At 35.4% G+C, this 16,845-nt stretch carries 11 protein-coding genes and 2 pseudogenes; 2 read left to right on the top strand and 11 right to left on the bottom strand.

The genetic code is table 11. The features are described from left to right. Positions 1-14 precede the first annotated feature (14 nt). The 8 genes and pseudogenes from AAGD59_RS02510 to AAGD59_RS02475 form a co-directional block, all read right to left on the bottom strand. Entirely contained in the window at positions 15-230 is a 216-nt protein-coding gene (locus AAGD59_RS02510; protein WP_253309294.1) for a gpW family protein, read from the bottom strand. Then, positions 220-2,055: a phage terminase large subunit family protein gene (locus tag AAGD59_RS02505; RefSeq protein ID WP_341812950.1), complete on the bottom strand. Its 1,836-nt coding sequence runs from the start codon at positions 2,053-2,055 to the stop codon at positions 220-222. The genes AAGD59_RS02510 and AAGD59_RS02505 overlap by 11 nt, the downstream gene beginning before the upstream one ends. Beyond that, positions 2,052-3,536: an ankyrin repeat domain-containing protein gene (locus AAGD59_RS02500; RefSeq protein ID WP_281508714.1), complete on the bottom strand. Its 1,485-nt coding sequence runs from the start codon at positions 3,534-3,536 to the stop codon at positions 2,052-2,054. The genes AAGD59_RS02505 and AAGD59_RS02500 overlap by 4 nt, the downstream gene beginning before the upstream one ends. A gap of 19 nt (positions 3,537-3,555) precedes the next feature. Beyond that, complete coding sequence (locus AAGD59_RS02495) at positions 3,556-4,041, bottom strand: hypothetical protein (RefSeq protein ID WP_341812949.1); 486 nt, start codon at positions 4,039-4,041, stop codon at positions 3,556-3,558. Between the two features lie 13 nt (positions 4,042-4,054). Next, positions 4,055-4,660: pseudogene (locus AAGD59_RS02490) on the bottom strand (DNA-methyltransferase); the annotation flags it as partial. A gap of 155 nt (positions 4,661-4,815) precedes the next feature. Continuing rightward, positions 4,816-6,288: a group II intron reverse transcriptase/maturase gene (ltrA, locus tag AAGD59_RS02485; protein ID WP_264378235.1), complete on the bottom strand. Its 1,473-nt coding sequence runs from the start codon at positions 6,286-6,288 to the stop codon at positions 4,816-4,818. Between the two features lie 590 nt (positions 6,289-6,878). Continuing rightward, a pseudogene (locus AAGD59_RS02480) lies at positions 6,879-7,499 on the bottom strand (ParB N-terminal domain-containing protein); the annotation flags it as partial. 102 nt (positions 7,500-7,601) lie between these two features. After that, positions 7,602-8,069: a Holliday junction resolvase gene (locus AAGD59_RS02475; RefSeq protein ID WP_341812888.1), complete on the bottom strand. Its 468-nt coding sequence runs from the start codon at positions 8,067-8,069 to the stop codon at positions 7,602-7,604. A gap of 277 nt (positions 8,070-8,346) precedes the next feature. Between AAGD59_RS02475 and AAGD59_RS02470 the strand changes: the two genes are divergently transcribed. Continuing rightward, entirely contained in the window at positions 8,347-9,519 is a 1,173-nt protein-coding gene (locus tag AAGD59_RS02470; protein ID WP_265027982.1) for a hypothetical protein, read from the top strand. Then, positions 9,485-10,600, top strand: a complete 1,116-nt coding sequence (locus AAGD59_RS02465; RefSeq protein WP_265027981.1) for a hypothetical protein — start codon at positions 9,485-9,487, stop codon at positions 10,598-10,600. The genes AAGD59_RS02470 and AAGD59_RS02465 overlap by 35 nt, the downstream gene beginning before the upstream one ends. Before the next feature lie 474 nt (positions 10,601-11,074). Here the strand turns inward: AAGD59_RS02465 and AAGD59_RS02460 are convergent, their stop codons facing one another. From AAGD59_RS02460 to AAGD59_RS02450, 3 genes are all read right to left on the bottom strand, one after another. Beyond that, complete coding sequence (locus AAGD59_RS02460; protein ID WP_047759514.1) at positions 11,075-11,926, bottom strand: BRO family protein; 852 nt, start codon at positions 11,924-11,926, stop codon at positions 11,075-11,077. A 69-nt stretch (positions 11,927-11,995) separates the two neighbouring features. Continuing rightward, entirely contained in the window at positions 11,996-13,414 is a 1,419-nt protein-coding gene (locus AAGD59_RS02455) for an AAA family ATPase (protein WP_265027980.1), read from the bottom strand. Positions 13,415-14,655: 1,241 nt separating this feature from the next. Next, on the bottom strand, positions 14,656-16,809 hold the full coding sequence (locus tag AAGD59_RS02450) for an AAA family ATPase (protein WP_265027979.1): 2,154 nt from the start codon (positions 16,807-16,809) through the stop codon (positions 14,656-14,658). Positions 16,810-16,845: the final 36 nt, after the last annotated feature.

Raw genomic sequence — 16,845 nt, 5'->3', positions numbered from 1 at the left:
AACGATTTTTATTATTATATGATCCCTTTACTCGTTGAAAAAATAATCTTTCTTTTGGCTACGGTTTTCAGTTCAGCTTTAATACGTTGTCTTAAGCTTAGTAAATCATTTATATCTACTTCTGCATAACGGACAACATGGTCACCATATGCAATTGAGACAACTCTTTCTCCGCTTTGCAGTTTTTGAATTGCTTTCTCAACTTGAGTTAAATATTCTTCACTGTACATTTTGATTACCAAGCCACTTACTCTGTCTTACTTTTTTAGGTTTTTTACTTTCTATTTTTCCACTCAAACTATTCCATTTACTCTCTGGCCAACGATCAATTCCAAGCGCAATAGATGCTGCTCTCGCATAAATTCGGCAATCCAGTACTTCATTTCTTTCTCTTACCTTCTGCCACTCTTGTTTGGTGTATCCTTTTACCACTTTGCTGACTAATTGCTCTGCCGTTAGCTGCTTAAAATATTCAGGTGCATACTCCGGAAAATGACAATATCCTGGCGGTGTTTCTTCACCATCTTTTAAAATATTAAGTAATTGAAAAAGCTCTGACTTTAATATTGATACTCCTACTGGCCAGAGCTTTATTCCTCTTTTTAGCTTTTGACCACCAACTGTTATATCAACTCTACTTGGGCTGCTAAGTGGTACTAGTGCTTTATTTACACCTTTTACTGCCATTACTCTTCCAGAGCCTTGATGACCTCTTACCCAATTATACACTTCCTGCGTTGCATACCCGGCATCAACTGCCATCATACTTATCATGTATTCAAGACCATTTTCACCGATAAAATGATGATTGAGGAGCTCCGAAAGTTTTCCCCATACTTCCCCACTTCCTGTATCTCCTTCAAATACTTGGTAGTCTATTGACCAACTTTCGCGGCTTTTTCCCCAGGCTACAACTTCTACTTCTAAACGATCTTTTTGGACATCAACTCCTGCAGTAAGTACCACTTCTCTCCTAGGCACTGTGCCTACGGGAAAAAATTCTCTCCTGTTAAATAATTGCTTCCAGTCTGGTACTTCTCCTTTGTCTACCCAAGTTTCTCCAAGTGTGGTATTTATCCAAACTTTCAGTAATTGTTCGCTTTCCTTTGCATGGAGAAAGTCCTCTACTGCTTGTTGCCAACTATACCAGCCTACTGGACTATAAAGACTTGAAAGATGAAATCCTTTTTTCTCCCCTTCTTTTGCCCCTGTAGCTCTCCATTCTCCACGGTCTAGCATCTCTGTCTTTTGATGATTTTCTATCTTTTCACCACATTCTATACACATATAGTGTGCTGTATTTGGATTTTTATCTTCCCATTTTATTTGTGACCACTTTAAAATTTGGTAATAATTACAATGCGGACATGGTACAAAAAAATATCTCTTGTCTGTAGCTTCAAATTCCTTCTCAATTCTGCTTATTCCATGAATCGTTGGCGTTGATACTAAAAAAATCTTTCGCCGTGCAAATGTATTAGTACGGGCTATGCTGAGTAAAACTGGATCTCCTTCACCTCCCGAATCTCCTGGATAGGCATCTATTTCATCAAGAAAGAGATATTTTACTGGCATAGATCGGAGGCCTACACTGCTATTTGCTCCAGTTATTACTACTATTCCACCTGGAAATTCCTTACTTTGTACAGTATTGCCTGAATCTCTTGACCTTGGGTCTTTTACTTTACTTTTTAAACATGGCGTACTTTCAATCAGTGGCGCAAATCTTCCTTTTGACCAACGCTTTCCCATTTCAACTGTTGGCTGTACTACTAACATTGGCCCTGGTGTTTGATCGATGATATAGCCTATCCAATTGTTACCAGCTTCTGTTCCCCCAATCTGCGCTCCTTTCATGAATACTACTTTTTCTGCAGGTGAAGAAGGAGAAAGTGAATCCATTATTTCTTTTAAATAAGGAGTTCTTTCTGTTCTCCATTTACCTGGCTCTGATGCTGCAGTTGGAGCTAAAACTCGATACTCATTCGCCCACTCTGATACTTTAAGCTCTGGATCTGGTCTTAAACCTTCAGAAAAAGCTCTAGCGTATATCATTGTCTGCATCTACTAGTAATTGGTTCTAACTCAACGTCATTAACAGTAGAACTACACTCCTCCAGTTCCATAAACATCTTTTTCTGAAATTCATTTTCTATATATCTTTTGCTCATCTCACTTATCATTATTGCTATAATGAGCGCAAATATCCCTGTTATTGTTGCAAAAATGATTGCACTGCTTATTGTTGTTGCTGTTAAACCTATATATGCCGCTACTGCTATTGCACTAATTGGAATATAGATGCAGACAATATTATTATGTCTTTTTATCCTTTTATCTGCTATTTCTCTCTGTACTACATATTTGTTATGAAGGGTTGGGAAATTAATAACGGTGTCTCTGCAGAGTAACGCTCCATTTTTTTCAGTAAACAAAACTTTAAGTAACTCTAAATTGTTTGATTTGATTGCTAAGTGAAAAACAGGTGTATAATTTGCTCCTTTTTTCAGTAGTAATTTTACTACATGTAAATGTCCTTTTTCTGCAGCAAGGTAAATCGGTGATAGACCTTTGTTGTTTGAAATATTAACATCAACTTCTTCTTTTAAAATGGACTCTACAAGCTCAATATCTCCTCTTTGTGCAGCTAAATGTAATAAACTATTTTTTTCAGATCCATATTTGTTGCTCATCAAAGCCTTCTTTATCTCAGGTTTAGCGTAGTCAAATGGTGTTTTACCGCTATCGTCTTTTACCAGAGGATCTATATCTTCTCGCGTTAGTAAAACTTCTATTGTTTTAAGTCTTTCAGCATAATGTAGTGGTGTTTTATTTTCGTAGTCTTGCAAATTGACCCCAGAATTAGGAGCATTTATTAAGCATTTGAGGATATCCAAACACAAATCTCTTTCATCGTAATTAGTATTACTTACAGCTATATGAACAGGTGACAATTTCATTGAGTTTTGTCCCATGCGCGCACTATTTACATCTGCTCCAAGCTTTAGCAGTAACTTTACTATCTCCAACTTCTTGTTATTAACTGCATAGTGCATTGGTGTCTGATTTCGTGCATCAAAGACATCTATTTCAGCGCTTCCTTCTTCCACTAAAACTTTGACAACATTTTCATGTCCTATGCCTGCTGCTAGATGTAATGGCGTATGATGCAGAGCATTTCGTACATTAACGTCAATACCTTTTCTTATCAAATATCTAACTGCATTAATTTCACCTATCATTGCAGCTAAGTGAAGTAAGCTATCTTGCTCTGATCCGTATTTATTACTAATTAACGCTTGTAATATTTCTGCTTTTTTCCCTTCTTTGGCGTAATCAAGAGATGTTTTACCTTCATTATCCTCCACAAAAGGATTAATATTCTTCTTCGTGAGTAACAAATCCACCATGCTTAATTCATCAAATTCTATAGCACAATGTAGTGGTGTCTTTCCATTTAATCCTCTGACATTAACATCTAATCCAGGTTGATTAATGAGACACTTTATTAACTCTAAACTTAAGTTATCAGCCATTTTATATTCAAAATCTTTTTTATATTTGAAATTTAGTGTTAGATAATTCTTGTAATGAGTTTGTAATCTCTTCAGTTAGAGCCATATGAATCTTTTCAGTGTCACTCAGTGATGCAAGTAGTGCTGAAACTCTATTTGGAATATTAAGCAAATTATTACGGACAACTCTTGCTACGTTAAATGCATCGCGCTTTACTTCCTCTACTGCTACAAGTTCTCCTATCTCAGCCTTAGCTTTCGCCTCAAGTAGTTTACCTCGTTCCATTTCATTTTTTATTCGAGTTTTAAGCAACATTGTGGAAAGGTTACTTGTATTTTCGTTTTCTGGATTTTTCCTCCTCAGTGGCTGACTTGGATCTCTTATTGCTGCTACCGCTTCATTTGCTTGCTCTCTATTGATCAAACCATCCTCCAACTCAACTATTCCTTTTTTTACTAAATAACAGACATATTGCTTTGAAACTCCTAGTTCTTTTGCCCATTCCGTTTGTGTGATCTTTTCCACTTTTTTTGCCCCTTTATTGCTGTTTTTCTTCTTGAATTTGTGCAAAAGTTTTGTCAGTACCAGATAGAATTGCCTTCCTACCTGTGTATATTTGCCAACGTTTTATGGTTACATCTACAAATTTTGAATCTAGCTCTATTGTCCTACAAATTCTTCCTGTTCTCTCACATGCAATCAGTGTACTTCCAGATCCGCTAAATGGATCAAGTACTATGTCTCCTGGTCTACTGCTATTAACTATTGCTCTCTCCATTAGCTCTACTGGCTTCATCGTTGGATGTAGTGTATTGTGCGTTGGCTTATCATAAAACCACAGATCACTTTGATTTCTTCCTCCATGCCACTCACGTTTATTGCCGCTTTTCCATCCATAAAGCATTGCTTCGTATTGTCTTTGATAATCTGATCTTCCTAGCGTAAAGTGATTCTTTGCCCAAATGATAAATGTTGACCATTTTCCTCCTGCTTCCTCAAATACTTTTTGCAAAGTTGAAAACTCTGATGATGATATGCAGATGTAAATTGCACCTTTCGTATATGCTAAAATATGGGAACAGATGTCGTAGAGAAAAAGTTCGTACTTTTCACCTTGATTATCGTTTAATATTTTTTTATCTTGACTGCTACGCCGGGTAGAAAGAGAAGCGTTGCCGCTCCTTTTCCCCCTAAGAACCGTACTTGACAGTTTTCCGTCATACGGCTCAAGCCTTTCAAAGGCAGATTTATTTGCCCGGCTGTTATCGATAGAAGACTGGTTCTCAAGTTTCGTCATAATTACTTCTCCTTAATACAATGTTGGTATTTCTTTCTTTCAAGATTTCGCTTGAAAAAGTATGAATTAAACTTTGGATCATAGGGATTAGCATCTGCTCTTATTTTGACATGTCTCACAATCGGAATTGAGGCAGCTTGCATTAAAGTTACCATGCTACCTTGTCCTTTATCTTTTGAAGACTTAGCAAAGAAGGTCCAGTTATTATTGCCAATGGTGCAAAAGTATCTCTGCTTTCTCCATTGAAAATTTTTATTTGGATGCCTTCTTTTAATCCATCTCAAAAGCGCACCAAAGATCTTATGATCGACATAGTTGAACACTTTCTTTGACACAACATGACGGTAATAATTTGTCCATCCTCTGATCTTAGGATTCAAGGTGTAGATAAGTTGTTCCGTTGTTATTGTGCTGTGAAGTCTCATGGTTTCCAGGATCATTTTTAGGAACTCTTTGATACTTGCTTTAGAAGGCATGATCAAGAGCTTTCCTCGATACTTTCGAATCGTAAATCCTAGAAAATCAAATCCTTCATCAATGGAAGTAATCTTAGTTTTTTCTACTGAGAATTCCAATCCACGCTCCTTCAAAAAGGCACACACTGCTGGTTTTACTTTGTTTTCAAGGACTTCTTTCGATCTTCCTGTAATAATAAAGTCATCAGCGTAGGCGGTAGTATTAACCTTATCGCGCCAAAAGGCAGATTTTTGGGCTGTCTTTTCTAAGCCTCTAAGGGTAATATTCATCAGTGTAGGAGAGATGATCCCTCCTTGAGGAGTACCTTCTTTAATGATATAAAAAGTGTTCTTATCCATGTATCCTGCTGTCAGCCATTTTTTCAGAATTTTCTTATCCATAGGGCAGTGTTCTAAAAGCCATGCATGACTAATGGAGTCATAACAAGATTTGATATCTGCTTCTAGGATCCATGGTGCCGATACTTTTTGGCACAACGTTTTAAAACATTGGTCAATAGCATCAGCAGCTGATCTTTTATGCCGAAAACCATAGGCATGACGATCTAAAATTGATTCTGAAACTGGTTCAAGTGCTTGCAGATAAAGAGCCTGCATTGCCCGATCCTTCATAGTTGGTATTCCCAAAGGACGTTTTTTTCCTGCTCTTTTTGGAATCCATACTCGTCGGAGCGGTTGGACGCAATATCCTCGACGCTTTAACGATTGAACAGCTTTGATCTTTTGTTGCGGTGTGCGCCAAACTAAGCCATCAACCCCAGGGGTGTTTTTTCCTTGATTTTGAGTGACTCGTTTAACAGCCAAAAGTTTTGCAGTAAACGAATGTGTCAATATCCATTGCAAAGCTTTCACTTTGCCGTACCTTCTTTCTCGAACAGCCTTTGCAATACGCATCTGGAGCTTTTTGACACCTATTATCACTTTAGTCCAATTAATAGATTCCCATGTAATTGTAGGTGTAGAGGATGCACCAATCGCTGAATATGTCAGTGTTGTCATTTGCTTTTCCTCATATATAAAAAGTTCTCCAAAATCTCTTACAAAGAAAGACCTATCGGACGTGGGCACACTTTTATGTCCAGTAATGTTTCAACTGGTATTCCCACCATTACAGTGAGACCTTTGCTTTTTCCGACATCCCAAACCTGCACTGCCATAAGCATTCCTTACAGTTTGCTGTCCCCACTATGGTAGGGAGCAAGTACAGGGTTTCCACGCTTCCCCAAAAGTAGCTTGTGAACTTAGGTGCCTGCTGTCGACCGAGAAGCTTATAGGTTACGGGAACACAACTACGAGATGTTCCTCCTGCTTCCAATGCCTTTTGGCCCAAGCGTATCAACCGCTTTCGCTTGTCAACGTTTACGGTCTTTATCACAGGTTCAGTTACCTTCACCTTATTCACTATCTAGCACTTACCCTCTGTATGGTTTGAGGGAGAATACGCCTTTTGCAATTTGTATCCCGCATAATGCTTTGTTACATTGTCAGGGCAGCTACTTAATTCATGCCCCTAGATTCATCCGGCAACACGGACGGTTTCTTCTTGATCTTTCTAAGAAAACCTAGAAAATCCTGAGAAACAGCTACTTCTGACGCCTTCGCGTCGCAACGTAATCAACGTTATATGGAGGATCACATACGGTAATATCTGCCATTTTATTATCTAATACCGCTTTATATGATTCAACTAAAGAGCTATCACCACAATAGATTCGATGATCACCTAAAATCCATAAATCACCTGGTTTTGTTATTTCTACCCTTTTTTCATCACCAACCAAGTCAGAAAGATCTTCTTTTTCACTATCTAAATCATCAAGGAAATGTTGAACTTTTTCTAGCTCAAATCCAGTCATTTTAAGATCAAACTGTAAATCTTCTAACTCTTGAATTTCTACTTTCAAAAGCTCATCATCCCACTTTGCCCAATTAGCTGATTGATTGGCCAGTAATCGAAAAGCTTTGGTTTGTGGTTCATTTAAATTATCACTTAAAACCACTGGAATACTTTCCATACCAAGCTTTCTTGCTGCTTTAAGTCTTAAATGACCATCAACCACAGTTCCATCGCTTTTTGCAACTATTGGAATACGAAAGCCAAATTCCCTGATTGAAGCACACATTCTGTTGACCACATCGTCATTTTTACGTGGGTTACGCTCATATTCAACTAGGTTTCGAGTAGGATAGTAGTGGATTGCTAAATTCATATCTTAATAATTAAAAAGTTAATATTCAAAATATATCTGACGCTAGAGAAGGCCTAGGGTCTGACCCACCAAACCCGCCATTATGGCCGAAAGGACCCACTTTTATGGTATTTTTAATATGTTAAAATCTTTACTAACATAGAACATTAATGCCAAAGCATCAGCCTCATTATCATCTCGAGGTGAAAAACTTTTTTCACGTATCGCTTCAATAACTTCACTCTTACTTGCATTGCCTTTGCCTGTGATAAAGCGTTTTATAGTTTTAACATTAACACCTTGGTAGGGAATATTGTTCTCTTCACACCAAGCAGACAGCACTGCAAGAAAACCACCATAGCAATGAGCTGCATCAGTTCCTAGATGTCTTCTTACTTCTTCAAAATACACTGCTTCAATGTTTGAGAACTTTTCCTTCATTTCATTTAGCCAGCTACGAAATTTTAAGAAGTGCATTCCACCTCCGCTAAACCGGCTACCATGAAAACTTTTGCTTCCACTTTCAATTATTCCATCTGTTAGAATTGCCCAGCCCGTTTGTTTGCCGAGGTCGAGTGTTAGGATTGACATTTATATTCAGAATTTGTTTCGCTAGAGTGCTATATAATATATATTCAGGATTTGAAAAAATTTTGTCCAAAAAATCTTCTTCTTAAGTAAACTTTTTAGAAAAAGCTTGGTTAAAAATCAGTAAACAGCCCTTGCATAATTATTGGTCAAGACTTTCAGATTTCTATCTTAACTATTTAAATAGTCTATTATGCTATTATGGTGTGGTTAGTTTCTTATGAACATTTATCCAAATCGTAAATTTTAGGAAGATGATTTAGAAGTCCCTGTTAACCATTTGCTTGATCGTTTTCACAATACAAAAATACGTCAGTCTTGGATAGATTCACTTTCTGGTAAGCAATTAAATATTATTTTTCAAAACTCCTTTAAAGATAAATTAAATGCTCAACTCTTTGATGATGAAAGCTACGATAATACATCTGTACAATACAAACGTAAAGTGATTGCTAATTATTCCGATTCTCTCGTTACTTACTACTTGATTACCTGTTTTGACCGTGCAAAACTAGAAGTTACTGTCAGTGAAATTGCAAGATCTGCATTAACTACAGAACTCATGAAATCCTACCTTGTAAAAAATAATAATAAATATGATAAGAAGTCTTTGCTGTTTCTACTGTTTCATGCAGATTACAATCTTTTAAAGTCTGTCTATCACTTTGAAAAAATACAAAGAAAGAGTTTCATGTCTTTTGCCTTACAAAAAATACCAAGACGACCAAGTACTCCATTTAAAGACTTTATCTCAGAGGAAATCATACAACAAATACTGAAAGAAGATAACATTAAGAGAAATGACAGTTTCGAGAATCAACTACAAGGTTTCTTCTATCATCAGAATCGTTTATATGTGTTAATACGAAAAGCTAGCGATATAGATTTGTTGTTAAATTCAAACAAAGTCATTCATGGCCATAAGGCAGAGTGGATGATTTTGGATTTTCTACTAAATGGCACTCAGGTAGATCTTGGTGCTAGAAATATTGATCAAGCTATAGAAATAGCAAATAGCATTGCAAGTTGTTACTTTGGCTGCGAATGTATTTTTGTAGATGTGCAGGATAAAAACTTCGCGGAACAGGTGCATAAATTTATAGAAACTTGTATTAATGAATCTGATTCAAATATTCGTGTTTTTGAGTTAAAGTTTCAGTCAAATCGTTTCAATTACAGCTATACTAATATCACTTTGACTGTTGCTCCATATGATCCTATTGCACCGGAATTGCATGTTTTAAAGCCATTTGTAGGAGACATAGTGCCATTTATAGAGTCGATTAAAGTAATATTTCAAGGCAAAAAGATAGGCTTATTTTTCAAGCGAAGTGATGAGTATATAGCAATTTACTACTCTGAACATCCTCTGAATAAAAGGGAAAGAGAGGATTTTAAAGCATACATAAAACAATTTTATGGTCTTACAATCTTGCCAAGAGCAAATCTCTGATCTTCTTAATTCTGGCAGCTCTTGGGTTAATCCAAATCAAAATTACATCAAAGCAGCAAGGTATTTGTCAGATCTTAAATTAATTCAGATGCAAGAGAGGTCTTACATTATCTGCTCTCGTAGACAAGATAAATTAGATTGGCCAAATATAGTTGATCCATACTGTAACAATGAGATTTTCATTGATGAGGACTTTAACGAAGCATGCGATAACATAATTTGTGAAAATTGCAACCGTGATATTTTACCTAATACCTACAAGAAGCAAAGATTTCATCGCTTATCTGTATATTTAAACCCAGAGAAATTTATGAATTGGTTTGAAGGTCAGCTAAGTGATACAAATTTTATGTGGCAAAAAGTGGAAAGTGGAGTTTATCATGTTGGTGGACAAGGTAAGATTGTAAGTTTAATCATACTTGATTTTTGCACCAATCCAACATTCTTAACGATAGATAAGCTTAAAGCTAATCCAACTGTATTAATAATACTGAGAAAAAATCCATCAAACATACCTCTTGATTTGCCCATAGTAAAAATGGTTGACCTTTTCTTTCAGCATCAGACTTTAATTGAAGTATTTCAAGAAGCAGTACAAAGAGGAGTACCAGAGTTAATACCAAATACTTCAATGCAAATTTTGCATACTTCACTTAATCTAATTGAACCTCCTAAAGAGAAGGAATTACTAAAGTTGCAATTGATAGAGGGCTCACTTTACGTAAACAATATAGAGATTCTAAATAAGAAAGCTGTAGCATGTATGAAGGTTTTTCGCATATTATTTGAACAATTTTTGCATGATTGTAAAAAAGAATTACCTCCTGAAAAACACATGTTGCTTAGCATAACTGAAATAGAAAAGCGCCTAAATCTTGATCCAGAAGCAGATCCAGAACATCACATCAGAAAACCACTAAACACAATCCAAAGGACAATAAAAACCACCTTAGCTAAAAAGTTAGGACTAAACATCGAACGTAATGATGTGATTCAAACAGTTGGTTGGCCTGGATCATCGCGTAAAGATTATGGCTACCATATTAACCCTTTCACTGTGCTGATAAAAGTAGTTCGTTAACTGTGTTAAAGAGAAGTAAAAGATGTTATAATGGAAAAAGTAAAATTTGTGACAAGGCTTGTGATCAAGTTTTAAAGAAGCGTTCTTTGGTTGGTATTTTACCCTGAAGTCACATCTAGCTTTAAAATACAGTTTTTGTCTCATCTAAAAAAATACAAATTCTCAATTATGTAACTTACCAAAAGCCTAAATTTCTTTTGCTTTCTTCAATCTTTTCTACTCTGTCCGTTTGCCGACTTTTGTGTTTGAAGCACATCTACACTCAATGCCCCTATACTAATATATACCGGATTTCTTACTACTTTTTCCGGGATTTTCTCAAAAAAAGTTTAAATAATTTTAATGCAGCTCAGAAATTACATGAGTTTTTGGTAAAAGCATACAAAACAAACTATCTAAATTATCAATAACGCTATAATAGCCTTCTAAAACGTTTTAAATCATAAAATTCAGAGATTTCTCATAGTGAGAACTTTAATCTTTAATCCTCTTTAAAAAGTTATCTGAAGAAACGACTTTCACACCTCTAGCTCTTTCAAATGCCTCTCTTGCTGTGCCTGCGTTCTTACCTCCTTCCTTTGCCGCCTCTAAATTTTTATTATAACCCTGCGCATCTTTATCCTTTATCTCATCAATTGTAGCCTGTTCTCCTAGCATATTGAAAATTAGCTCAATCGGCGTCATATGATCTCTTAAAGGCTGTTTCTTCAAGCCTTTTATTTCCTTATGATGCTTTGTTTTTACTCCAAATGTTCCCTCAGAAATTACGTCTGTCAATATTGCGTATTCCCTACCTTCAATATACTTGTTATTGTGGTCAGATATATTTCTATTACCCCATTCTTTTGTTAGTTGATTTCTGACAGCTATTGATTCTATTCTCTTTTGTATCCATTCTTGAGGGTACCCTTTTGCAGCATAATCGGCATAGATTCGTTTGAGTGCAAGTTCAGGGTTTTCATATTCTTGTAGTCTTTCATACCCAACTTTTGCAAGCCAACGTTTAAATTGCTCAACTCTTTTGGAAGGAATAGACTGCAAAATACGAAACAACCCCTCAACATTTGTACAATTAACATTCTGTTTACCACCTTTTGTTTTAATTTCAAGGGGGGTGACAAATTGTCCCCATCCTTCAGAAAGCCCTATATCTCTGCTTTTTATCTTTTTTAGATAGTCAGATGGGTTCTTACTACCTGTCAGAAAAGCTATTACTTCTGTTATTACATACCACCACTCTCCATCATGTAGTACTCTAGTAAAACTGCTATTATCAAAAGCAGTAGTTTCAATATCTCCTTCTTTTAAAGTTAAAGTATCAGTCATAAGCAACCTCTATAAGTTAAGAATAAACGTAAAAACTAAAAAGACATTATTTTTAAGTCAGAAAAAACATTACTTACAATTCAATAATTTTCCAAAATCAATGATGTGTGAAAAGTAACCACTATCTATAACATCATCACTTACATCATTGACGTGGATAAGGACTGGACGACATGAAAATCCTTTTGGACGATTTAGTGCATCTATTTTCTTTTGTACCTCTTGTATTATTGAATGACCAATTTTATCTTTTGAAAATTTGATTTCGCAAATGTAGAGAGTGTTAAACTTCGTTTGAATCATATAATCAATTTGACAACCTGCACTATTACGCGTTCTCTTCTGAAAAAATGGATTCTCGCTTATTATTCCATCAACTCCTAAGATATTATGTATATTCTTTCTATTGTTCAGCACCAAATTTTCAAATTGAAGCCCAATAATTGTATACCACTCTGGTAAGAACCCTATAGAATAGGTGTCACGACTAATTTTCCCTAGATCTTTTTCGATATATTTTAGATAAAACCTTAAATAATTATCTTGAAGTCTGTATCTCCTGAGTCGTGAATCAGTACCAGTTTTTATACTCCAAGTATGATCCTTTGCTATAAAACCAGCAAGCTCAAGTTCATATAGATACTCAGAAATGCGTCCATGTCTTACGATATTTAAAGTAGCACAAATTTCTTCTTGTTCTTTAGCTCCAGTAGAAAGAGCTCTGACTATTTGCTTATAAAAAGCCGTTTTTCGCATGAATAAATCTGAGAATATTTGATTAAATTCTTCAACTAAAAACCCACCTTTTGTAAAACAAAGCCTTTTAATATTTTCTTCAGCGCTATGCTTAAAATTTACCTCCTCTAAATACTTTGGAATTCCGCCAGTTACTGCAAGCACCTTAAACTTTTCATATGCTGAAATATTTTTTGGCCAAAATTCGTTACAATCAGAAAGCGATAATTCTCCGAGTGTTAAAGTTAACGATATTCTCCCTACGAAACCAGTACTACTAAGTATATTTTTCTCGATCCAGGATGAAGCTGATCCACAAACAACGAAAATTAGCTTGTTATTATTTTTTAGCTGCGTATCCCAAAAATTTTTTATTTTTCCTAAAAAGGTTGGATCTTTTGAGCCCATCCAAGAAATTTCATCAAACAGCAATAATGTTTTTCCTGATAGTAGACGTTCACCAACTGCCCATAGTAAATCGCTCCAGTCATCATACCTAGCAAAAGATGTATTAAATTGTCTAGCAACTTGTCTAGAAAATTCATTAAGTTGGTAGGACATTGTAGTATGCTTTTCTGGTGGCAAACCTATAAAGGAGTAATATTGTTCAAAATACTTACCAAACTCTTGAATTAAACGACTTTTTCCTATACGACGCCTTCCTTTGACTACTACAAAAGATGCAGTATTTTTTTCTGTAAGCTCCAGTAGTTGTTTTAACTCAGTTTGCCTACCAATAAATGATGGAGACATAAAATACGAAATATAAATCTTTGTCTCCGTTATACTAGATAAAATTGGAGACGTAAATAAATAAATTTAGATCTTTGTCTCCATTTTAAGGGGCAATCAAGTTTTACGAGCTTCTGTTTCTTCTTCTATGGCAGTAACTTCAAACTTTTTTCCTTGAGCTACCTCTACAATTTGCTAATTTCATTACTGAGAGTTTTGCAATTAATTGCTCAGAGATTTGCAATAAAAGTTGTTGTATTTTCATAAAGTCTCCATTAACCCCTTATACTCACCACAAGTCGTTCAATCTTTTTTGAAGAATTTTCTTTGTAAAGTGTAAAAAATGTGTTAAACTTACTAGTAAGTTTACTTTGCAATAGTTGGGTTACTAAAGATGCCTTTTATTCGAGTTTTTAGGGAGGCTACACGCGTTAATTTAAAAAAGACGAACTATCACAATCTAAATTACAAATAGTGTTGTAAGGACCTCCTAAAGCGTTTTAAAGGGTAGGAGCGTTTTGTTACCCTCTCTATGATAGAAGTGACATAAGTTGGCTGTTGCAAAAATAACGTTTCAAAAAGTCTACTAACCATTTGTTCTTTAGGTTTGAAAGATTTTCTTTGCAACTAACAAAAAACACGATAAACTAACTGTAGGGTTTTTTGTAATAAATAAAAGTTTTAGATAAAAAATAATTTAGAAATGCCTCGTAATCGAGTTTTAAGCTACCCTACATGAGTAACTTAGATTTTGGTGGTAATAATTCTACCCTGAAGTCGTAGAATCGTTTTAAAACCGCGCTAATTGTATCTTTCATTAAATGTAAATATCTTAATAATGTTTTGTGGCAACCTTTCCAAACTTCTTTCTTTTCGCTTACTAGTTAAAAGCTATTATGAACCATTACTATAGTTATTGTATTTTATATTAGTTTATTATTATATCATTTATTATTATTTATATATATATAATATATAAGATTCTCGGAAAGTGGAAATCAGCCACTGTAGCGGGTTTGAGTATTACCAAATTAGCTAAATTTTTTGGAAATGGAAACGTAATATTTCTTATATTAGATGGCTAAAAATCAACGAATTTCAATAGTTTAAGTGTGAATATACTCTAATTTCCAAATCTTGATAAATTTTCCGGAAATCATGGAAATTTGGTCGTGTGGAATTCATTTTTTGTTCTTAAAACCTTACTTTCAGAGAGACAAAATGAACCCACAAAACTTTCATAAGTGAGCTTTAAATATTTTTTAGAAGTTACCTATTTCAAACCTTCCTGCACCTAGCTTAAACTTACCTTCTCCTCTGGCAAAAGAACCAGTTTTGATATCAAGCCATTTATCCTCTTTTGAGTTTGTAGCCATACCTTTTACTATTTTTCTTTCGTTTAATAGTTCCTGTGCTAAACGTTCAAGTCTATGCCTACTAACACTATGAAATGCAGCTGGTAATCTATGCCGTTGTTGAAACACTCCTGGTCCACCTGTATGAGTAAACGGATGACCTTCTTCTGCTGACACTGCAATAGCTTGCATCAGTATCTTTTTTAAGTATTCATCAGATAATTTTCCAAGCTTAAATTCCTCAGATATATCCTCAAGCAAGCCAGTTGAGGAGCGTAAGTAAGTTCTTATATTCCTATCTGTTGCTCCATTAGACTTAACTATAGCTCCTTGGTATACTGCATTATTAACTTTACTAACCTTTAATGTATTAAACACAGTATTCTGATGCTCTTTTGAAGCAGGCCATAATGCAAAAGAACACCTAACTCCATCAACAAGTGCAGTTGTACCTCTTATCGCATCTCTTGCCTGTTCCACAGTCGTAATCGGTTCACTGCACTTGGGTTTTCTCATATGATGTGCTACAATTACAGCTGCTCCTGTTTCATTTGCTAAGTTTGCAAGTAACCCCATTGCGTAATATCCCATTTCTGGGTCTGAGTTTATATTAGCATGGACAAATGATACTAGTGGATCAAATACTATTAGTTTTAGATCTTTTACTTTATCTAATTGTCTACAGATGTCTTCAAATTTATCTGAAGTTTCAGGACATTTACCACGCATGTTGCTTTTCACTATAGAAAAGGGCTCTCCCGTATTTGGAATAGGTATAATAAATAATCGATTTTGATATTCTGCTCTCTTGCTACCAGGATCAAGACGATCAAGACGACGGTGTATCTCACCTGCATCATCTTCTGCTGAAAAAATCACTACTGATCCATGCTCTGTAACAAGGGAACCAAAACCACATATCTGATCTGCATCACTTGCAACCTTAAGTGCCAAGTCAAGGAGTAGCATACCTTTACCTGTATCTCCCATAGCAGCTACTATTGAGGTAACACCTAAAGGAAATAAACCTTCAACAAGAAACCTTTGTATTGGTACTGAACCTAAATAACGACTCACACTCCAGTCTAAAATGTTAAGCGGCTGTTTTGTAGATCTTTCTAAACTTTTCATATTTGAAGTATTTGGAATGTCAGTAGATGGGGTATCAATAGTAAGTAAAGGAGTTGAAGCTAAAAATTCTTCAATGCTTATACCCTCCTTTACACAATCAGCAGCATCCCAACCTTTCGGCCTATCTTGTGGTATCTTAAGCTTAACAAGTGATGCAACTCCGATCTCTAAAAGCTTTTTTGCAGCATTTTCAGCATATCGTTTACCTGGTTCATCATTATCTGGCCATATAATAATGTGTTTACCTTTAAGTGGAGTCCAATCTGTCTTCTCAATAGGTGCATTTGCTCCAGACATTGCTGTTGTTGCAGTTATTCCTTTCTCTATCAGCGCTTCTGCACATTTTTCCCCTTCAACAAAAATAACTTTATCGGATTTCAAAATACCTGGAATATTATAGAGTGGCCTTATCTTCGGTGCACCAAAGTCAGATTTTTTTATATCAAAAGGAAGATATCGCTTTCCATTATTATCATCATAACGATAGACCCTAACAATAGCTTGGCCGTTTTCATCGTAATAATCCCAATATGCAGTTGGATTACCTGCAGTTTTGTCAGTTTTGATCTTTTTAAAATGACCAAGCCATTCAGCTATAGAGTCCATTACTTCAGTAAACTCTGTTCTAGTACTTTTTCTATGCACTTCTGCCCAAAGGTCGATAATGTCACCACCTTCTCCTGTTGCAAAATCATGCCATAGGCCAGCTTCATTGCCACTTAATTCTACTACTAGACTCTTGCCTTTATCACCTTGTATATTGCCTACATAAAACTTATCACCACGAAAAATTCCTCTTGGTAATAGGTATGAAAGACAAGACCTGATATTTAGTAGAAGTTGATCTTTTAACTGTTCTTTCTCCTCTAATGGCTTATAATTTCCATTCTTTAGTGGAGCTGCTGTATTAAAATCACAATATGTATCCATACAATCTCCAATATGTTTATAATTTAATTAATTTGA

Origin of the sequence: Wolbachia endosymbiont (group A) of Cephus spinipes, assembly GCF_964026895.1 — a bacterium.
GTDB lineage: Bacteria > Pseudomonadota > Alphaproteobacteria > Rickettsiales > Anaplasmataceae > Wolbachia > Wolbachia pipientis.
This window is presented reverse-complemented; position numbering and strand designations above follow the sequence as displayed.